The following is an 18,796-nucleotide window of genomic DNA, read 5'->3' as shown; positions in this document are numbered from 1 at the left end:
CCGGGGGCCAGGACGTTGCGGGTGGTGCCGGGGACGTAGGTGAATCCGTCGGGGATCTGGGTGGTCAGGGACGTGCCCGTCACCGGGGTGTCCTTGGTGGTGTCGTAGAACAGGCGGGCCAGGACCTGCTGGCCACGCTGGGCGGTGACGGTGTCGGACCAGGTGGTCCCGCCGTCGACGGAGTAGAGCAGGTTGGACTGGGTCTGGTCACCGGTCGCAGGCGCGGCGATGGCCATGGCGGACCCGGAGAGCGCGAGCCCTCCACACAGACCGGCGATCACGGCAGCGCGTGCCGTCCTTCGCAGTGTGGTTCTCATCGAGTTCTCTTCCTGTCAGGCCGGGAGCACCTCGCCCCCGACGCCGTGCAACCACCGTCGGAGACGGAGGTCACACCAACAGACGGGAGACCGACCCGCCGGTGACGGGGTGAGGCAGCAGGTGAGGCAGCGCGCTACGCGTCTCCGTCTCCCTGCTCTGCCGTCACCGCGTCGATCTCCGCCGCCACCCACGGCGCGATCCACGCCAGGCCGGCGCGCGTGAAGTGCACCGTGTCCAAGTACACGGCGTCGCCCTCGGGCGTCTCCTGGATGCAGGCATCATCACGACACACCTGCTCGTCGAGCTCGAGCACGTGGACGTCGGCATGGTCCTCGGCGAAAGCACGGAGCTGGGCCGTGTGGCACTCCGCCCACGCCGGCGTCACGACGTTGGTGTGCCGGCGGGACGAGGTGAAGAGCACCTGGCGACCGTCGCGCCCGGAGGTGAGGACCTCGTGCGCCACCTCCAGCTGGCGGTCGTAGTGCGCGGCGTACTCCGCCGAGCACGCGTCCATCCACCGTCCGTCCAACTGCATGCGGGTCGCGTCCCAACCCAGGGTGACGACGACGACGTCGGGGTCGTGCTCGTCGACGGCCGCGGCCCACCGCGGCTCCCACGGGTTGCAGCCCGCTCCGGGATCCTGGTCCACGTCGCTCTCCGCCGACCGGCTCGTGTCCTGACCGAAGATGCCGCACCCGTCGAACGCGGCGTCCGTCACCGTGAACTGCCCGGGCGCGTACAGCACGAGCGCGTCCGCGACGTCGTGCCCGAGCGAGTCGCCCACGACAAGAACCCGGCGCGCGCCCTCGCCCTGCGTCGAGTCCACCAGTCTCGGCACCACCGCCACTCCACCGACCACCACCACGGCCAGAGCCGTGAACACCGTGACCCCCGCCCGGCTCCACCGGCGCAGACGGGCAGGCTCGCCGATGATGTGGTGGAGGAACGCCGCGAGCACGATCGACAACGGGAGCCCGACGATCAGCAGCACGGTCGGCCGTGGGTCGGGCAGACTCTTCGAGAGCGCCCAGAGCACGGGGACGTGGACGAGGTACAACGAATAGGAGAACTTCCCGATGCCGACGAGCGGCGCCGCCCCGAGCGCACGCGCGACCACGGTGTCCTCGCGCGTGAGGGACAGGACGAGCAGACCCACCAGGAGCGCGACGACCGTCAGCCCACCCGACGCGTAGAGCCACGGCTCCCGATAGCTCGGTGTAAGGACCGAGACGACGACGAGGGCCGTGAGCAGCACCGCGGAGAGCAGACCCCCACACCAAGATGGGATCCGCCGGCGACGGGTCCGGGCACCGGCCCCGCGCCGCGCACCATCGGCGACGAGCGCCGCCACCACGGCACCGACGGCGAGCGCTGACCCGTGCGTGTGCGTGCCGAGATAGAGGGCGTCGGCGTTCGTCCCGTCGTACAGGAGCGCGGCGGCGACGCCCGTGACCACCGCGAGGGCTCCGGCGAGCGTCCCGACGACGACGGGAACCCGACGCCGCGCGGGGACCAGTAGCAGGATCAGCACGAGGAGCGGGGGCCATACGAGGTAGAACTGCTCGGTGATCGACAGGGACCACATGTGCGCGAGGGGCCCGGGCACGCCTCCGGTCGCGTCCCAGTAGGCGTCACCGCGCGCGATCTGCTCCCAGTTGGCGACGTAGAGCAGCGAGGCGAGCCCTTGCCGCGCGAACACGTCTGCGTCCGTCGCGCGCCCGAGCTGGGCGACGGCGAGGGCCGACGCCCCGAGGACGACGAGCAGCGGCACGATGAGCCGCTTCGCGCGCCTGCGGTAGAAGGCACCAAGACCGATCCGGCCGCGCCGCGACCGCTCGCGCAGGAGCGTCAGCGTGATGAGGAACCCGGAGAGCACCATGAACACGTCGACGCCGAACAGCCCGGCCTCGTACAGCCCGGTGTGGTAGACGACGACGGAGAGCACCGCGACGCCACGCAGCCCGTCGATGGCGCGGTAGTACGTCGACGCCAGCGGGACGTCGTCGTGATGCCCGGCACTCCTGCTCGGGACGACGTCGACCTCACCCGCAGGAGCGCCGACCATGCCTCGGGTGACCGTCACCGGCGCGCGCCGTCCGAGCTGCGCCGTGCCGGGCTCTCCCGCAGTGCCGTGCTCGCCCCCGAGAGTGCGGTCGCGCCGCGCGACGCCGCCCAGCGCAAGCCCGCGACGACAGGGGACGGACCGCTCGGGCGGGACGCCACCAGCAGCACCACCGCTAGCAGCCCGCTCAGGGCAGCGGGCACCACCGCCCGGTCGGGTGCGACGCCGACGCCGAACGCGACCGTGGCCGTTCCGAGCATGGACCCGGCGAGCAGGACGAGGGATGCCCGTGCGGCGCTCCGCGTCGACGCGACGGTGTTCGTGGACCGTGCGCGCCGGAACGCCGCCAGCGCGACGAGCGCCCAGCCGGCACCGAGGACGATGAGCCCTCCGCCCGCGAACCATCCCGTGACCGACGAGACCACCACGACGCGGTTATCCTGGGCCTTCGGCGGCATCTGCGAATCGACGGGGTAGGAACCGAGACCTGCCGGTCGAGGAGTGAGGTAGTCGCGCGCGGCGTCGTCTAGCGCGCTGACGGCCCGTCCGGGATGGGCGAGGAGGAAGGACCACACGGTCGACGGCCTGAGCACGCCGGCGTTGGCCTCTCGCTCGTCGCTGCTCTCGAACGTCGTGGGCGACGTCGTCGCGAGGTCCACCGCGCCGGGCGTCAGCCCGGTGGAACGCAGCTCCGCGGACGCCGCCTCCGGATCGAGCAGACCGCGCTGCGTCAGCATCGCCCAGGTCTCCGCGACCCGTGCCCGCTCCGACTCTCCGGCGACGGTCCAGACGGCCGGTGCGACCAGTGCGAGGACGGCGGCCACGGCCACCCCGTGGTGCGCGAGGCGCGCCGCCCACCGTCGACGGTCAATGCGGCTCCCGCGTCGCCACCAGACGATCGCCACGTAGATGGCCACCGGCACCGCCAGCACCGCGGTCGTCGACCGCGCTCCGGCGACCAGGGCTGACCCGAGCACGGCGACCACCAGCCCGACCCACGCCCGCGGACCCCGGGAGTCCACCAGGACGAGCCCGGCGGCGAGCAGGAGCACGCCCAGCACCGCCGTCGACTCGGCGTAGAGCGACCCCGCGAACCCGACGAACGCCGCGTCAGCCACTACGAGCAGCAGACCCGTTGCGACGACCACCTGGCGGCGCACCGAGCCGCCGATCACGAGCAGGACGAGGGCGACGAGAAGGCCGCAGAGCGCCGCGTAGAGCAGCGAGACGACCCGCAGGTCGACGACGTCCTGGCCGAGGAGCCCGATCATCCACCGCAGCGCTCCCGCGAGCCACGTCACGCTGCTCGCGTGCGCGGGGCACCCCTCGCTCCCGGTGGCCGCATCGCCGACGGACCAGCGCAGGATCGCGAAGTCGAAGAAGCGGGGGCCGCCCGCCGTATCTGCCGTGAGCCCGGTCTGGCAGGCGTACCGGACGGCGCCACCGTCGTCGGCAAGCCCGATCGGGCCCGGCACGAGCGCGCGGACCGCGACGAGCAGCGCCACGATCCCTCCGAGGAGGACCGCGAGCCCCCGGGGGCGGTCGGACTCGACGCCGGGATCGGTGCGGACGTGCCGCCGTGAGCTCTCTGTGGTCGGGTCGGTGCTGCGCGCCTCGTCAGGCTCGATGAGGCTCCAGGTCGTCGTCATGCCCCGACTGACGGAGCGCCCGGCCGGACGTGACGGGCGGTCCTGCTCGGGCATGCCAGGCGTTCAGCCAGCGGTCGCGACGACGGGCTGAGGGCTCGGCCCGTCGACGGCGGCTGCACCTTCGCGCACGCGGGCGGTCTTGTCCCAGGACGTCTCGCCACGCAGGATGCGGGCCAGTGCCTTCCAGACGCACGCGAACGACAGGTAGTTCATGAGGATGAACGAGTTGCCCATGAGCAGGCTCTTGAGCACTCCCCACCGCTTGTCCCGCCGGTAGTACACCCATCCCGTCGCGAGAGCCGGCAGGAAGGCGAAGAGGTAGAACACCGTCGCCAGCACGAGTACCGCGACACTGTCACCGCCCGCGACGACGGCGATCTGGTCCCAGTTCAGCCCGAGCATGAGGAGGCAGTAGTGGAAGAGGATCGACCACGGGAGGTCGAGCACCCACGGGACCAGGCAGTACGACGTGAGCTCGAGCGCCTTCGCGTTGCTCAGGTCACGGGCGCGCCAGATCTCCGGGACACGTTTGATCGCCATCATGTGCCCCTGGTACCAGCGGGTCCGCTGCTTGACGAGCAGGGGGAGCTTCTCCACCGCCTGCTGGTCGACAGAGGCGTGCGGCGTGGTCTGCAGCTCCCACCCCTTCAGCGCGAGCGTGATCGCGAGATCGAGGTCCTCGGTCAGCGAGGCGGACCACGGCTTCTCGCCCGCGTCGTCCAACGCCGACAACCGTGCGAACTGCCCGTTGCCGCCGAGGCTGACGGTGCCCGTTGCTTGGCGCCCGAACTGCGTCACCGCGGCGATGCCCCAGAACTGGTAGTCCTGGTACCGGGTGAGGAAGGAACCCCGGTTGCGGATGCGCACCTGGAGCTGCACTCCCCCGACGTTCTCGTCCTCGAACAGCGGCAGGACGTGCTCGAGAGCGTGGTCCGAGAGCCGCCCGTCGGCGTCCATGACGCAGACGACGACCTTCCCGGGGTCCAGTCCCCGCGCCGCCACGTCGTCACGGACCCACGCGATCCCGTTGTTCAGCGCCTCACCTTTGCCCTTGCGCGCCTCCGGGAGCACGCGGCGCAGGACCCGGACCCGATCTCCCCCCGCCTCCTCGGCGCAGCGGGCCGTGTCGTCGTCGGAGCCGTCGTCGATGACCAGGGTGGTCGTGCCGGCCAGGAGCGTCAGCGCCGAGACGGTCTGCCCGATCACGGCGTCCTCGTTGAGGCAGGGGACGAGGAAGTAGACATCGAGGTGCTCGTGCGCCCGCGAGTCGCGCGACCCGTAGGTCGCCTGGCCCTGCACCCCGAGGCTCGCCCGCGCGCGGCGCAGCTGCACGAGTCCTGAGCCCATCAGGAGGATGAAGTAGACCATCGAGATGCTGATGACGACCCGCGCGAGGATGTCGAGCACGACCATCACGGCTGCTCACCCTGCGCCCCGCGCGTCCTGCGACCGCGCCGACCGAAGAACCCAAGCCGGAAGAAGAGCACGAGTGCGACGGTGAGTCCACCGAGCATGAGCGCCGAACCGAGCGTGTCGTGCACCCACTGGAACACCTCAGCCCCCCAGCGGACGATCGAGAGCACCATCACCTCGACACGCACGACGTTCAACAGCTCGAGGAAAACCCCCGCCCCCAGGGTCGCGAGCACAATCCTGACGACGCTCGAACGCCCTGTAGCGAGCACGAACGCCGCGATGAGCGCGAGCGGGACCAGGAAGTACAGCGCGCTGCAGTCGGGGGTGATGCGCAGCGCGAACCATGTGCCGTCGTCACCCGCGACCCGTTCGAACGCAAGGACGGGCTCGTACGTCATGACCCGCACCTCTCGCGCAAAGACGAAGCCAGTGACCTCGCCCGCGAGTCGCGCCTCGAGCTGGCGGAACGCCTGCGCATGCAGGATCACCACCACCGAACCGACGACGAGCGCCGCGGCGAGCGTCCACCGCATCACCCGGTCGAAGACACGCGAGACGCTCCCCGGCACGAGCGGTACGGTCGCCTCCGCGGCGCTCACGGGTCAGGCCTCGGCCCCAGCGACTGCCTCACGTCGGCGGCGCGAGGTCCGCAGCAGCAGCAGACCTCCCACGACGAGCGCCATGGCGAGCGCGACGTAGGCGAACGTCGTGGCACCCGTCACTGCGAGCGCACCGGCACCCGCGGTTGCCCCACTGATGCCGGTGCTGATTCCAGGGGTGTTGTACATGGACTGCCCTTCCGTAGAGCCGGGCGGGACGCCCTGCGCGGATTCGAGTCGCGACGGACGTGGAGCCCGTCGCTCGGGGGTACAGACGGGGGATCTCGGAGCCCGGTGATGGGGCATTGATGTGATGTACGTCACATAGAGTTGCTCGAGCGTCGGCGGCGTCTGTCCAGACATGGCCCGGAAGAGCTCAGCCGCGGAACCGACCCGTCCCTCGCGGGAGATCGTCGCTCCCTGGTCGTGGGGCAGCGGTCCGCGAACCTTCGCACCACCCACCCACGTGGTGCTCCGCGCCATCCGCACCGACGACTACGAGGAGCTGCGCGGCTGGGAAGCGCCGGTCGTGACGTGGAAGCCGCCGACGCCCCGGCGACAGCGCCGGACAGCACGCCTCCTCGCCGTGCTCAGCGTGTGCTGCGTCCTCGGTGGCCTGCTCGTGCTGGTCATGCTCGTCGTCTCGGCGTGGTAGAAGAGCTCGACGAGTGACACTGCTCCCGCCCGCCTGGTCCGGGCGGCTGCCCCGGACTACGTCTTGAGCAGTCTCTGCACGAGCCGTCCGAGCCCACGCGAGTCGTCCGGGAGGGCCTCGACACCGACCCGGACAGGCACCCTCAGCGAACCTGCCGTCCATCGTGCAAGCTCGTCTCGCACACGGGTCGCAACGACGTTCCGCGTGGTGTCCGGATCCTCGCAGGGGACGCGCCAGGCAACCACCAGGGCGACGCCGTCCACGTAGCAGGCGGGTGCGGGCGGAGGGAACACGCGGCGCAGAGACTCCCCGAGTGCGAGGTCGCGCTCCCACCTGTCGAGGGGGACCGACGAACCGGCCCGGCCGTCGACCACCACGACGATCGGCACGTCGCCCTCCCGGCCGTGGCGATAGGAGGCGACGACCGCGCCACAGCCGCTCAGGAAGTCGTCCACCGTCCCGAGACCGCTCAGGCTCCCGTGCGCTGCCGCCCCGCCCAGCATGCCCGACGTCCGCTCCCACCCGTCGGCGAGAGCCGCGACGACGGGGCCGGGCAGACCTGCGCCGCCCAGGGAGTACAAGACCGCCAGATCCCGGATCCCGTCGGCGATACCGACCCCCGCGTTCGCGCGAGCGATGCCGAGGGCTCGCGCAGGCCCGGTGACGTCCCGGCCTCCCAGGTGCGCGGCAGCCACGTGGACCACCGCGGGGACCGCCCAGTCCGCGAGCGCGTCCCAGCCCGCTGCGAACGTCGCCGCGCGCCACCTCTCGCACAGCTCGTCGAGCGGCGCGCCTGCCCCGGTCGTGGTCATCGTGGAGAAGGACGTCCGCGGACCCGTCTCATGACGGACCGGGACCGACACGTCGCTCGCCCGCCGAATCACCCTCTCCTGCCGCGCGCAGGCCACGCTCGCGCGTTTCCCTGAACAGGTGACCCTCGACACCGGGTCGCCCTCGCTCACGGCGCCCCTCTCGGACGAGCAGCTCGTGGCCAGGCTGCGCGAGGGCGACGACGACGCGTTCGCTGCGCTCTACCGCTCTCACCGACCGTACGCACTGGTCGTGGCCAGGGCGCTCGTCGGCCCGTCCTGGGCCGACGACGTGGTCGCCGAGTCCTTCACGGCCCTCCTGGGTGTGATCCGCGCCGGACGCGGTCCGTCACGGCACGTGCGGGCCTACCTCCTGACGATCGTGAGACGCGTCGCGTGGTCCACGCTGCGGTCCCAGGACCGCGTCCGGGCGACGGACCTGCACCGGCTCGACGGGACCCACCACGATCCAGACGTTCTCTTGGACGAGATCGAGCGACATCGCGTCCTCGACGCGTTCGCCGCTCTCCCGGCACGATGGCAGAAGGTGCTCTGGCACATCGAGGTCCTGGGCGCTTCGCCCGCAGAGTTGGCCGACGTGCTCGGGATCAGCCCCAACGCCGTGTCGTCCCTCGCGCGGCGGGCGCGGCAACGCCTCCGACACGCCTATCTGCGCCACCACGGGCAGGTGACGACGGAGCCCTAGCCGGGGCCGACCGGCGCCGTCATCGATGTTGCTTCGTACCTGCCGCCGAGGCCGCGTTCACGCCGCGCCGGACCGCTCCCCGGCTCGCCGCGACGAGACCGAGCTGCTTCGCGCGCATCACCGTCTCCGCACGCGTGTGGGTGCCCAGGCGACGGTAGATCTCGCGGATCTGAGTCTTCACCGTGTTGTGCGAGACGTAGAGCCTGCGGGCGATCTCGGGGCCGCTCAGCCCGTCGACGACGAGCTGGAGCACGAGGAGCTGACGCTCGGGCAGCAGGACCGTCCCGCCCTCGGGCGAGGCCCGCCGCCCAAGCTCCGCCACCGGCTCCAGCTCGGCACGCTCCGCACCGTCGACGTCCGCGAGCAGGAGGTCCATCGCCTCAGGAGAGGCCCACCGGAGCTCGAGCAGCGCGTTCGCCCGGCGCGCAAGGCCCCACGCCCGCCGCATCTCCGCGCGGGCCTGGTCCTTCTCTCCCAGCGCCACGAGTGCGCTGGCCGTGACGGCGAGGCCCTCGATGCGAGCCCCCGTCGTCAGCCGGGCCCTCTCGCCGAGCCTCGCGACGCGACGGAACGCCTCGACCAGGCTCCCGCTCGCCACGAGCGCATGGGCGTTGACGACGTCTCGGACCGGCGCGGACCGCGGGAGGGTGTCGGCGACGCGGATGGCGGCTGCACCGCGACCCGCCACCAGGTGCAAGCGAGCGACGTCCTGCACGACCAGGAAAGGTGCGCGCCGCTCGCTCGCGTCGGGCTCGACCGCCATGCCTCTCCTCGCGGCATCCGCCACCAGGACGTCGAGCGCGAGATCCGGAGTACCGCTGAGCTCGGCCATCACCGCCATCACATGCCTCCGCACGAACCAGAGGTCACCGCCCGGCCTCTCGATGCTCCTCCCGAGCGACGCCTTGGCCTCGTCGATACGGCGACCCTCCAGGTGGACCAGCGCTGCGACGACCGACGGGACGTCCCCCCCGCACCCGCGCCACCAGGCGGGCGGGGCCGGCAAGGACCGCGACTCGCGCACCCACTCGTCCGCGGCCACGAGATCACCACCACACGCCTCCGCGACCGCCGCCAGCTCGCACGCCACGGCAGCGACGGAGAGCGCACCCGAGCGTGTGGCCCGCTGCGAGGCCGAGTCGGCGAACGCTGCCGCGACCCGGACCAGACCTGCGCAGAGCGCGCTCATCGACGCCTGCAGCTCGAGCAGCACTGCCGCGCCGATCGACCGCGGCGCGCCGCGGTCGGCACCGAGACCGTCGAGCGCACCCTGTGCCGCCTGCAAGGACTTGTCGTACAGGCCGGCGCGGCGCAGGAGTGCGACCCGACAGAAGGCGTCCAACGCCCGCGCTTCAGGCGATGCGGTCGTCGGCGCGACGGCCTCGGCAAGAGGCTCGTCGTGCTCGTCGAGCGACTCGATGCGGCCGATCGTGGGTCGTATCGCCGCGCGCAGGATGCGGAGTCGGCCCGGGATGCTCTCCGGACATCGTTCGACGGCGCTGCGCCACAGCTCGTCGAAGCCCGGCCCGGAGCTGACGGCGAGCAGGTCGGGCCAGGTCGCGACCAGCGCGCGGTCCACGACTCCGGGCTCTCTGGAGTCGAGCGCCCGCGAGAGGGCCGCCCACGTGGCCCCCCGGGCGACGTGAGCGTCCACACGCTGCTGGAAGCGGCGCACGTAGCCGGCCGGATCCAGATAGCGCAGGTGCGAGAGCAGGCTCTGCCGCATCCTGGGCTCGTACTCGAGCACGCCCGCGTCAGCGCCCACATGACGGTAGAGGATCCCCCCCTCGACGAGTCGCCGAGCCGTCGAGCGCGCGTCCGGCACCGCCGTCAGGTCGTCGAGCTCGTCCACCTGGAGACGACGCTCGACGCAGGTGTCGAGGAGGAAGGGCATGATCTCCGGAGGCACGAACGACCCCAGAGCTCGCGTCGTCTCTCGACGGACGACGGCGGGGACCGCGTCGTGGAGATCGACTCCTCCCGAACCGCCCGAACCCAGGTCGGCCACCGCGGTGACGATCGACGCCGGGTAGCCGCCAAGTCCGTCGGTGACGAGCCCCGCCACCTCCTCGGTGATCTCGATCCCTCGCACCCGGGCGAAGCGCACCGTGTCCTGCGCGCTCCATGCGAGCGCAGCCATGCCGACCTCGACCATGCCTGTGCCCCGCCGGACGGGCGTGGGACCGACGGTGCTCAGCACGACCGCCCGTGCCCCGAGAGCGACCGCCGCCGCGCAGGCCGCGTCGATGAGGCCTGCATGGCCTGCACGGACGTCGTCGACGACGACGGTCACCGGGCCCAGAGCGCGGAGCAGCGCCCCGAGGCGCCCGGGTCCCGCGCCGTCGAGATCGGTGGACCCCGTGGGCCGGAGCACGTACCGCACCTGGTCGAGAACGCGGTCCGCGAGCTCTCCGGCACCGATGCACCGCCGCGCCGGGTCGCTCGCGGACGCCGAGAGCCAGACGATCACCTGGCCCTCGGCGAGCGCGGCCCGCGACCACCGTGCGACCGACACGGTCTTCCCGAAGCCGCGCGCGGCGCGGACCAGGACGTGACGGGTGGTGCTCGTGAGCGTGTCGTCAAGGAGCGGACGCTCGATCGCCGCAGAGGTCGTCGCCAGACGCGGGAGCAGACCGCGAAGCGCCGCTTCCACCTCGGCCCGTCCCGCGCCGCCCGCCTCTTCCCGACCGGTCAGCACCTGCTGCCACCCGCTGATCGAGGGTGAACCCTGCTCTCGCTGTCGTCCGCCGTCTCTCGCCTCCGCCACCGCTCCATACCTCTGACAGACGTCGGTCGGCCGGAGTCACGACGGGTGATCCGTCATGCGCCCGGCACAAGGACGCAGGGCGACACGGTTACCGCGCGCCCTACGTCTGCCCCGATACAACCTCACGGACCGGCGAAGTCAGGAGGTACGGAGGGTGATCCTGAGGGTGACCACAGGACGGAGCGACGGCCCGACCTCACGGGAACCGGCTCCCGCTCAGCCCTCGCGGAGGCGCACGAGGCGGCGCCCGGCAACGAGCAGGACACCGGCCAGGAGCAGCGCACCGGACGCCGCCGCGACCGGCACCGTCTCAAGCCCCGTCGCCGCCAGCTCTCCCTTCTCCGCGGGCTGCGCCGCACCAGGTATGGCGTCCGTGGTCGGCTCGGCCACGACCATGTCGACGGGCTGCGACGGCACGACAGGCTCCGCCGGATCGCTCGGGTCCGCCGGGTGCGTGGGCTCGGCCGGACCTGTCGGTTCGGCCGGGTCTGTCGGCTCGGCCGGGTCTGTCGGCTCGGCCGGGTCTGACGGCTCGACCGGATCCGACGGCTCAACCGGGTCTGACGGCTCAACCGGGTCCGACGGCACGCTCGAGCAGACGGGATCCTGGCCGCCTTCACCGAAGTGCTCGTCGTAGTGGGCGACCTGGACCCACGTGATGCAGTAGTCGTCCGAGTGGACGAGCGCCGACCACGGGAGGAAGCTCGAGCCGACGAACCGGCCCGACGGCTGGTCGTTGAGCGTCTCGAAGTGGATGCCGACCGACCGCTCGGCGCCCTCGACCGTGTAGCGGACGTTCACGTGGCCACCGTCCGGGAACGCGTCACCCGCGGGGAGATAGAGCCCTTCCGGGGCCACGCGGTAGGGCGTGGGCGAGTCGGACCCGCCAGCGAGCGCGGGTGCCGCGGACAGGCTGAGGATGAGGGCAGCGCCGAGCATTGCCCCCGATGCGATACGCATGGGACAGTGAGGTCCTTCCTTGAGAGGGAGAGATCTGCCCGGTTCGTACTCCGCCAAGAGGGGCCGGGCAGATCGCATGTCAGAGCGGGTCGACCACGCCTTTCGACGGTAGACCTGAACGACCGTTCAGTTGAGCGCTCCTGAGAGCCACGGCGCGCATCGTCGCAGGCGAGAGCATGCTTGGCGGCCCCACCCGTGATACCACTCACAGCATCCTTCACCCGCGGTCACCCCCGGGGTCACCCTGTTGCGATCGCACTCACACCGTGTTCTCGCCGTCCAGGGACGCGGACACCGGCCCACGTCCCCGAACGTCACGGCACCCCCGGGCAACGCCATCCCGTCTCACGTGACGGGCACCCTCGACCGTATGCCGGATGGCCCGTAGGATCGTGGCAACCATCCAGAGCGGTCGAGAGTCCTGGCTCGACGACACCGCAGCAACCCGCCGACGGAAGCCTCCCGAGGACAAAGGTGCTAACGCCAGGGTCGATGGAGTGACGCATGACCTCAGAGGCATCCTTCGCGCACCGTCCGGGCACGTGCCCGACGGCGGTCGCGCCCTTCCGTGTCCCGGCGCCGCGTGCCGTGGCGCGCCCCGGCGAGGCGACGTCGTGAGCGTCGCGGACGCCGTCGGGCAGGCGCACGGCGGGGCGGCACGTCCCACGGTCTCGTTCGAGCTCATGCCCCCGCGGCGCCCGGACGCGGCGCCCAAGTTCTGGGAGACGGCACGCCGTCTCGTCGCGACGCACCCCGACTTCGTGTCCGTGACGTACGGCGCGGCGGGCACCGACCGCGCGACGGCTCGCCAGGTCGTCGGCCGCCTGCTCCAGGGCACGCCCGTGCTGCCGATCGCGCACCTCACGTGCGTCGGGGCGTCGCGCGAGGACGTCGAGGAGGTCATCTCCGACTTCCTCGACGAGGGCGTGCGGAGCTTCCTCGCGCTGCGGGGCGACCCGCCGCGCGACCAGCCTGACTGGCAGCCCGCGCCCGACGGCGTCCGGTCGTCGACCGAGCTCGTCGCGCTCCTGCGCGAGGTCGAGGCGTCGCGGTGCGCGGCCGACCCGGCCGCGGCGCTGCGCGGCGCGGCCCGGCCGCTGACGATCGCCGTCGCGACGTTCTGCGACGGCAACCCCGCCGCCGGCACGACGCGCACGCAGGAGGTGCGCCGCCTGTTCCAGAAGCAGCAGGCCGGCGCGAGCTTCGCGATCACGCAGCTCTTCTACGACGCGTCGTCGTACACCGACTTCGTCGCCGAGGCCCGCGCGGCCGGCGTGACGATCCCCATCCTCGCCGGGCTGTTGCCCACGACGGAGCCTGCACGGCTCCGCCGCGTCGAGGAGCTCACGGGCGTGCGCGCGCCCCAGCACCTGCTGGACGCGCTCGACGCCCTGCCCGACCCGGAGGCGCAGCACGCCTACGGGATCGCGTACTCGGTCGACCTCGCGCAGCGCGTCCTCGACGCGGGCGCGCCCGGTCTGCACGTGTACACGTTCAACAAGCACCGCGCCGCTCTTGACCTGCTCGAGGGTGTCCACCTCGGCGGCGGGTCGCGCGGGACCGGGGGCAGCGCCAGCGCTGCCGCCGCCCCGCTCGTCCCGGACCTGGCCAGCGGGCCGTGGGTCACCGGCACCTCCCTGCCCCCGACGAGCGCCGCCACGCACGGCACGCCCGTCTGACCGGTCCTCCGGACCAGCAAGAGGTTTCGATCATGGCCACTTCCGTACCCTCCCCTACCCAGATTCAGGCCGGATTCCCCGCCGGCACCGTGCTCGGCTACCCCCGCATCGGGCGCCGCCGCGAGCTCAAGAAGGCCGTCGAGGCCTTCTGGGCCGGCAAGACGTCGGCCGACGAGCTCGAGGCCACGGCCCGCGAGCTGCGCCTCGCGACCGTGCGCCGGCTCGTCGAGCTCGGCCTCGGCGCCGACGACGCGTCCGTCCCCGGGTCGTTCTCCTACTACGACCAGGTGCTCGACGTCGCCGCCTCGCTCGGGGCGATCCCGTCGCGGTTCGCGTCGCTCACCGACGACGCGGGCCGCCTTGACCTCGCGGGCTACTTCACCGTGGCGCGCGGCCAGGGCGACGACGCCCCGCTCGAGATGACCAAGTGGTTCGACACGAACTACCACTACCTCGTGCCCGAGATCGGCCCGGACACCGCGATCCGGTTCGTGGACGACCGCATCGTGCGCGAGTTCGTCGAGGCCAAGGAGGCGGGCGTCGTGACGCGACCCGTCGTCGTCGGGCCGGTGACGTTCCTCGCGCTGTCCAAGGCCGCCGACGACGCTGCGTCGTCGGCCGCAGGCTTCCGCCCGCTCGACCGCCTCGACGACGTCGTCGCCGCCTACGCCGACCTGCTGCGCGCGCTCGCCGCCGCGGGCGCACCGTGGGTCCAGCTCGACGAGCCGATCCTCGTCACCGACTCGGTCGACGTGCCGTTCACGGAGCTCGCGGCAGCGGTGGAGTCGGCCTACCGCACCCTCGCGACGGACCTCCGCCCCGTGCCGAACCCGGGGTCGCTCCCCACGGAGTCCTCCGGCTCGGGAGAGATCCCGGGCTCGGCGCAGGGGGCGCGGCCCGCGATCCTCGTCGCCGCGCCGTTCGGGGGGCTGCAGGCCGGTGCCGAGGACGACGGCGGCGACGCGCGGGACGGGCTCGCGCTCCTCGCGGGCACCGACGTGGAGGCGATCGCGATCGACCTCGTCAAGGGCGCCGTCCCGACGGCGGCCGACGGCGGCGTCCCCGGCCTCGCCGGGAAGACGCTCGTCGCGGGCGTGATCGACGGGCACAACGTGTGGCGCGCGGACCTCGCGGCGAAGCTCGACGTCGTCGACGCGCTCCAGACGCTGGGCGCCGGTGCGGTCGCCGTCGGGACGTCGACGTCGCTGCTGCACGTGCCGCACGACGTGGAGGACGAGGTGTTCGCCGAGGCGGGGACCGCGTCGGGCACCACGCTCGACCCGCGCCTGCGCGACTGGCTCGCGTTCGCGGACCAGAAGGTCGGCGAGGTCGCGACGCTCGCCCGCGCGCTCACGGAGGGTCGCGACGCCGTCGCCGCCGAGATCGAGGCGTCCCGCGCGGCGGTGGCCTCGCGAGCCGCGGCGAGCGGCGTCGTCGTGCCCGCGGTGCGCGAGCGCGCCGCCGCGCTGACGGACTCGGACTTCGCGCGCGGTGACTACGCCGAGCGCGCGGCCGCGCAGCAGGAGCGTCTGAACCTGCCGCCGCTGCCGACGACCACGATCGGCTCGTTCCCGCAGACGCCGGAGATCCGCCGCGCCCGCGCGCTGTGGACGAAGGGCGAGCTCTCGGACGCGGACTACACGGCCGCGATGCGCGAGGAGATCGCGCGCGTGGTCGCGCTCCAGGAGGAGCTGGGCCTCGACGTCCTCGTGCACGGCGAGCCCGAGCGCAACGACATGGTGCAGTACTTCGCGGAGCACCTCGACGGGTTCGCCGTCACGGCGAACGGCTGGGTCCAGTCGTACGGGTCGCGGTGCGTCCGCCCGCCGATCCTGTGGGGCGACGTCACGCGGCCCGCGCCGATCACGGTCGAGTGGTCCGCGTACACGGCGTCGCTCACCGAGAAGCCCGTCAAGGGCATGCTCACCGGACCGGTGACGATCCTCGCGTGGTCGTTCGTGCGCGACGACCAGCCGCTCGGCGACACCGCGAACCAGGTGGGCCTCGCGCTGCGCGACGAGATCGCCGACCTCGAGGCCGCGGGCATCGGGATCGTGCAGGTCGACGAGCCCGCGCTGCGCGAGCTCCTGCCGCTGCGCCGCGCGGACCAGCCGGCGTACCTCGACTGGTCCGTCGGGTCGTTCCGGCTCGCGACGTCGGGCGTCGAGGCCGCGACGCAGATCCACACGCACCTGTGCTACTCGGAGTTCGGCGAGGTCATCGGCGCGATCGACGGCCTCGACGCGGACGTGACGTCGGTCGAGGCGGCGCGCTCCCGCATGGAGATCGTGCCGGAGCTGCGCGACGCCGGGTACTCCCGCGGCATCGGGCCGGGCGTCTACGACATCCACAGCCCGCGCGTGCCCTCCACGGAGGAGGTCACGGAGCTGCTGGAGCTCGCCGTGAAGTCGATCGACCCGACGGTCGTGTGGGTCAACCCGGACTGCGGCCTCAAGACCCGCCGCTACGAGGAGACCGTGCCGTCCCTCGAGCACCTGGTCGCCGCGGCGAAGGCGGTCCGCGCCACGCTCGGCTGATCCCCGCACACGCCGGAGGCCGGGTCCCGTCGGGACCCGGCCTCCGCGTCGTGTCGGTCAGCGCTCGGTCGTGCCCGTCCCCGCCATCGGGAGGGCGAACGCGAGCGTCGCGGCGAGGAGCCCGCCGACGAAGAGCCACACGCCGCCGTCGACGCCGGACATGCCCGACCCCATGAGGACCAGGCCCCCGACGAACAGCGCGAACGAGACGACGAACCGCGCCAGCGCGCCCGCGTGCCCGGGGATGTCGCGGCCTTCCGTCCCGGTGGGGAGGGGGCTGTCGGCCGCCTGCTCGCTGGTCGTGGTCATGGCGTTCTCCTTCTGAGGTCGGTGCGTGGGCCCGGGCGTCGTCGTCGGCGACGATCAGTCCAGGTAGTTCTCCACCGTACCGGGGTCGCGCACGGTCGCCGCATCCGGGTCGCTCCCGAACTCGCGGGCCGCGTCGCGCTGGCGCAGCAGGTCCCAGCACTGGTCGAGCTCGACCTCGATCGCACGCAGTCGCTCGTGCTCCTGCCCGCCGGTGATCTCGCCGTGCGCGAGCTGCTCGCGGAGCTCGCGCTCCTGCGCGACGAGGTCGCTGATCGTCCTGCGGATGCCGCCGTCGGTCGCCATGCGGTCCACGGTATGCCCGACGGCGCACGCGCGCCCGTGAGGGCGGGCGCCGGGCGGGCGCGGTGTCGGCGGCACGGCCTAGGCTCGCCGCCATGACGACGACGATCGGCCGCACGGTCCTGCTCTGCCACGACCTCGACGCGAGCGCCGCGTTCTGGGCGGACGGGTTCGGGTTCGGCACGCTGTTCCGCGGCGAGACCGACGGGTTCCCGCTGCTGCACGTCGGACCCGGCCGCGTCGACGAGCCCGGGCTGTGGCTCGTCCCGCTCCCCGACGGCGGCGCACCCCTCGTGCGCCACGGGCTGCCGAACCTCGTCCTCTACGTCGACGACCTCGACGCGACCCTCGCGCGGCTCGCCGCCGCGGGCGTCGAGCCGTTCGTCGGGCCGGACTCCGACGCCGAGTCCGGGGACCGGTTCGCGCACGTCCACGACCCGGACGGGCACCGGATCGTCGTCGTGCAGCTCGGTCCGGCGGCCGACCCCGCCTAGGGGCTACCGGGCCTGCACCCACGTCGCGTCGTCGGCGAGGATCGTCACCTCGTCGTCGTCGACCACGAGGAAGCCGCCGCCGATGCGCAGCTCCGCCGTCGGACGGTCCGGGGTCCGCAGCCGCACGCGCCCCGCCGTGAGGGTCGCCGCGACGGGCTGGTGCCGCGCGAGGATCCCCAGCGTGCCCGACGCCGACGGCACCGTGACGCTGCGCGCCGGGCCCGACCAGAACACCCCGGACGGCACCACCACCTCGACGGACACCAGGCGCTCCCCCACGGGTGCGGCGGTCTCGGACGGTGACGGCGCGACGGGCACGGAGGATCCTCCTCGACGACGGGTGGCGGAGCCTCCGAGTCTCGCGCCCGCGGGCGTCCCGCCGCGTCGTCTTTCGTCCCTCTCCGGGCGCCGGAGGTCACCGGCCGCGACATCGCCGAACCCGGGGTCGCTCCCGACGCGGAGCGCATCCTGAGGAGGAACCCCGGGTTCAGCGACCCGCCTCGACGTGCGAGGGGAATCACGTTGACGGCGGTGGTGTGCGAGGCGCACCATCGAGGGTGACGGTTGCCGAGGGCAGCCGTTCGTCGTGCCGGTCGGGCACGGCCACGGAACAGGTCGCGCCGGACGGGCGCACCGCACGGGACGAGGAGACGCGGATGCACAGCACCGCAGGCTGCGAGGTGGCCATGGCGGCCTGCTCGGGCACACTCCCCTCCCGCACCGTCACCCGCTGAGCCTCTCGGCCGGACGCCGACCCGGCGCCCCGCCCCGTTCAGTGCGGGGAAGCTGTCGCCATCACGTGTTCTCGACGACAAGTACCCAGCACTGAGCAGGTCTCGGCGACGACGGTCGCGGGCATGCCGTCATCCCCGCCCCGCCCCGAGCGAGCGGCGCCGTCGTGCGCCCCGGCGACCCTGCGTCGTCGTGAGCCGACCGTCTGCGCCGCGCCACGCCGTCGGGCAGGGTGGGACCGTACCGACACGGAAGCCTGAAGCCATGAACCCCCTGACCGAGAAGCAGATCCGCGCGTCGTTCGTCAACGCCTCCAAGCGCGAGGCCGCGCAGGCGACCCTCCCCGAGCTCGACACGCTCGACTGGGACCGCCTCGACTACCTCGGGTGGCGCGACCGCAAGGCGCCGCTGCTCGCGTACGCCGTCGTCGAGGTCGACGGCGAGCCGCGCGGCGTCCTGCTGCGCTCCACCGACGCCAAGACGGGCGGCATGCGCAAGCGCGCCGTCTGCGCGTGGTGCGAGGACGTCGTCGTCACGGACGACGTGAGCCTCTACGTCGCGCGGCGCGCCGGCGCCGCCGGGCGCCGCGGCAACACCGTCGGCACCCTCATCTGCACCCACTTCCTGTGCTCGCAGAACGTGCGCCGCACCCCGACCCGCACCGAGATCGGCGACGACGAGTCGATGCGCGAGCTGTTCGTCGAGCTCCGCGTCGACGGCCTCCGCGAGCGCTCCGCCCGCTTCGTCACCGAGGTCATGCGCGACGCCTGACGCACCACGGCTCTCCCTCGGCGGACACGGGCT

The 18,796-nt window shown here is 72.7% G+C and carries 18 protein-coding genes and 1 riboswitch; of the genes, 6 read left to right on the top strand and 12 right to left on the bottom strand.

The features are described 5' to 3' along the window. From ABWU78_RS08370 to ABWU78_RS08345, 6 genes are all read right to left on the bottom strand, one after another. Positions 1-317: hypothetical protein (locus ABWU78_RS08370; RefSeq protein WP_439158099.1), on the bottom strand; the 317-nt coding region annotated here is incomplete at its 3' end. Between the two features lie 134 nt (positions 318-451). Continuing rightward, on the bottom strand, positions 452-2,401 hold the full coding sequence (locus ABWU78_RS08365; RefSeq protein ID WP_439158098.1) for an acyltransferase family protein: 1,950 nt from the start codon (positions 2,399-2,401) through the stop codon (positions 452-454). After that, positions 2,398-4,029 (bottom strand): glycan biosynthesis hexose transferase WsfD, encoded by a 1,632-nt coding sequence (gene wsfD, locus ABWU78_RS08360; protein WP_439158097.1) that lies wholly within the window; start codon positions 4,027-4,029, stop codon positions 2,398-2,400. Before wsfD ends, ABWU78_RS08365 begins: the two co-directional genes overlap by 4 nt. A gap of 63 nt (positions 4,030-4,092) precedes the next feature. Further along, the gene (locus ABWU78_RS08355) at positions 4,093-5,442 is read right to left on the bottom strand and encodes a glycosyltransferase family 2 protein (RefSeq protein WP_353706863.1); all 1,350 of its coding nucleotides are present in this window, start codon (positions 5,440-5,442) and stop codon (positions 4,093-4,095) included. Further along, on the bottom strand, positions 5,442-6,044 hold the full coding sequence (locus ABWU78_RS08350; RefSeq protein ID WP_439158096.1) for an exosortase/archaeosortase family protein: 603 nt from the start codon (positions 6,042-6,044) through the stop codon (positions 5,442-5,444). Before ABWU78_RS08350 ends, ABWU78_RS08355 begins: the two co-directional genes overlap by 1 nt. Before the next feature lie 3 nt (positions 6,045-6,047). Next, positions 6,048-6,167, bottom strand: coding sequence for an LPXTG cell wall anchor domain-containing protein (locus tag ABWU78_RS08345; RefSeq protein WP_439158095.1), 120 nt, complete (start codon positions 6,165-6,167; stop codon positions 6,048-6,050). Between the two features lie 343 nt (positions 6,168-6,510). Between ABWU78_RS08345 and ABWU78_RS08340 the strand changes: the two genes are divergently transcribed. Then, positions 6,511-6,699 (top strand): hypothetical protein, encoded by a 189-nt coding sequence (locus ABWU78_RS08340; RefSeq protein ID WP_253051490.1) that lies wholly within the window; start codon positions 6,511-6,513, stop codon positions 6,697-6,699. A 56-nt stretch (positions 6,700-6,755) separates the two neighbouring features. Here the strand turns inward: ABWU78_RS08340 and ABWU78_RS08335 are convergent, their stop codons facing one another. Next, entirely contained in the window at positions 6,756-7,511 is a 756-nt protein-coding gene (locus ABWU78_RS08335; RefSeq protein ID WP_439158094.1) for a hypothetical protein, read from the bottom strand. Positions 7,512-7,629: 118 nt separating this feature from the next. On the opposite strand from ABWU78_RS08335, the gene ABWU78_RS08330 reads away from it, so the two are divergent. Next, positions 7,630-8,214, top strand: a complete 585-nt coding sequence (locus ABWU78_RS08330; RefSeq protein WP_253051492.1) for an RNA polymerase sigma factor — start codon at positions 7,630-7,632, stop codon at positions 8,212-8,214. Positions 8,215-8,233: 19 nt separating this feature from the next. Here ABWU78_RS08330 and ABWU78_RS08325 read toward each other — a convergent pair whose 3' ends face one another. Beyond that, positions 8,234-10,867: a LuxR C-terminal-related transcriptional regulator gene (locus tag ABWU78_RS08325; protein ID WP_439158093.1), complete on the bottom strand. Its 2,634-nt coding sequence runs from the start codon at positions 10,865-10,867 to the stop codon at positions 8,234-8,236. 330 nt (positions 10,868-11,197) lie between these two features. Next, positions 11,198-11,941 carry a hypothetical protein gene (locus ABWU78_RS08320; RefSeq protein WP_253051494.1) on the bottom strand — a complete coding sequence of 248 codons (744 nt, stop codon included), beginning with the start codon at positions 11,939-11,941 and terminating at the stop codon, positions 11,198-11,200. Positions 11,942-12,337: 396 nt separating this feature from the next. Next, positions 12,338-12,440: riboswitch (SAM riboswitch) on the top strand. Positions 12,441-12,624: 184 nt separating this feature from the next. Here ABWU78_RS08320 and ABWU78_RS08315 point away from each other — a divergent pair. Continuing rightward, positions 12,625-13,620: a methylenetetrahydrofolate reductase gene (locus tag ABWU78_RS08315; RefSeq protein ID WP_253052460.1), complete on the top strand. Its 996-nt coding sequence runs from the start codon at positions 12,625-12,627 to the stop codon at positions 13,618-13,620. Positions 13,621-13,652: 32 nt separating this feature from the next. Beyond that, on the top strand, positions 13,653-16,157 hold the full coding sequence (gene metE / locus ABWU78_RS08310; protein ID WP_439158092.1) for a 5-methyltetrahydropteroyltriglutamate--homocysteine S-methyltransferase: 2,505 nt from the start codon (positions 13,653-13,655) through the stop codon (positions 16,155-16,157). A 57-nt stretch (positions 16,158-16,214) separates the two neighbouring features. On the opposite strand, the gene ABWU78_RS08305 is transcribed toward metE, so the two are convergent. Together ABWU78_RS08305 and ABWU78_RS08300 are read right to left on the bottom strand one after the other, a co-directional pair. Next, complete coding sequence (locus tag ABWU78_RS08305) at positions 16,215-16,466, bottom strand: hypothetical protein (protein ID WP_231581656.1); 252 nt, start codon at positions 16,464-16,466, stop codon at positions 16,215-16,217. Positions 16,467-16,520: 54 nt separating this feature from the next. After that, the gene (locus ABWU78_RS08300) at positions 16,521-16,769 is read right to left on the bottom strand and encodes a DUF2630 family protein (protein ID WP_253051496.1); all 249 of its coding nucleotides are present in this window, start codon (positions 16,767-16,769) and stop codon (positions 16,521-16,523) included. 92 nt (positions 16,770-16,861) lie between these two features. On the opposite strand from ABWU78_RS08300, the gene ABWU78_RS08295 reads away from it, so the two are divergent. Further along, positions 16,862-17,260, top strand: coding sequence for a VOC family protein (locus tag ABWU78_RS08295; protein ID WP_353706871.1), 399 nt, complete (start codon positions 16,862-16,864; stop codon positions 17,258-17,260). 3 nt (positions 17,261-17,263) lie between these two features. On the opposite strand, the gene atpC is transcribed toward ABWU78_RS08295, so the two are convergent. Next, entirely contained in the window at positions 17,264-17,578 is a 315-nt protein-coding gene (atpC, locus tag ABWU78_RS08290) for an ATP synthase F1 subunit epsilon (RefSeq protein ID WP_439158091.1), read from the bottom strand. Positions 17,579-18,256: 678 nt separating this feature from the next. On the opposite strand from atpC, the gene ABWU78_RS08285 reads away from it, so the two are divergent. Further along, positions 18,257-18,763 (top strand): FBP domain-containing protein, encoded by a 507-nt coding sequence (locus ABWU78_RS08285; RefSeq protein WP_439158090.1) that lies wholly within the window; start codon positions 18,257-18,259, stop codon positions 18,761-18,763. The last annotated feature ends 33 nt before the right edge of the window (positions 18,764-18,796 follow it).

The sequence above is a fragment of the Cellulosimicrobium sp. CpK407 genome, from assembly GCF_051844275.1.
GTDB classification, from domain to species: Bacteria; Actinomycetota; Actinomycetes; order Actinomycetales; family Cellulomonadaceae; genus Cellulosimicrobium; species Cellulosimicrobium cellulans_G.
This window is presented reverse-complemented; position numbering and strand designations above follow the sequence as displayed.

Coding starts and splice junctions, on each gene's coding strand:
- ABWU78_RS08355 (WP_353706863.1), bottom strand. CDS start 5,442: ATGGTCGTGCTCGACATCCTCGCGCGGGTCGTCATCAGCATCTCGATG.
- ABWU78_RS08335 (WP_439158094.1), bottom strand. CDS start 7,511: ATGACCACGACCGGGGCAGGCGCGCCGCTCGACGAGCTGTGCGAGAGG.
- wsfD (WP_439158097.1), bottom strand. CDS start 4,029: ATGACGACGACCTGGAGCCTCATCGAGCCTGACGAGGCGCGCAGCACC.
- ABWU78_RS08305 (WP_231581656.1), bottom strand. CDS start 16,466: ATGACCACGACCAGCGAGCAGGCGGCCGACAGCCCCCTCCCCACCGGG.
- ABWU78_RS08315 (WP_253052460.1), top strand. CDS start 12,625: ATGCCCCCGCGGCGCCCGGACGCGGCGCCCAAGTTCTGGGAGACGGCA.
- metE (WP_439158092.1), top strand. CDS start 13,653: ATGGCCACTTCCGTACCCTCCCCTACCCAGATTCAGGCCGGATTCCCC.
- ABWU78_RS08285 (WP_439158090.1), top strand. CDS start 18,257: ATGAACCCCCTGACCGAGAAGCAGATCCGCGCGTCGTTCGTCAACGCC.
- ABWU78_RS08295 (WP_353706871.1), top strand. CDS start 16,862: ATGACGACGACGATCGGCCGCACGGTCCTGCTCTGCCACGACCTCGAC.
- ABWU78_RS08300 (WP_253051496.1), bottom strand. CDS start 16,769: ATGGCGACCGACGGCGGCATCCGCAGGACGATCAGCGACCTCGTCGCG.
- ABWU78_RS08320 (WP_253051494.1), bottom strand. CDS start 11,941: ATGCGTATCGCATCGGGGGCAATGCTCGGCGCTGCCCTCATCCTCAGC.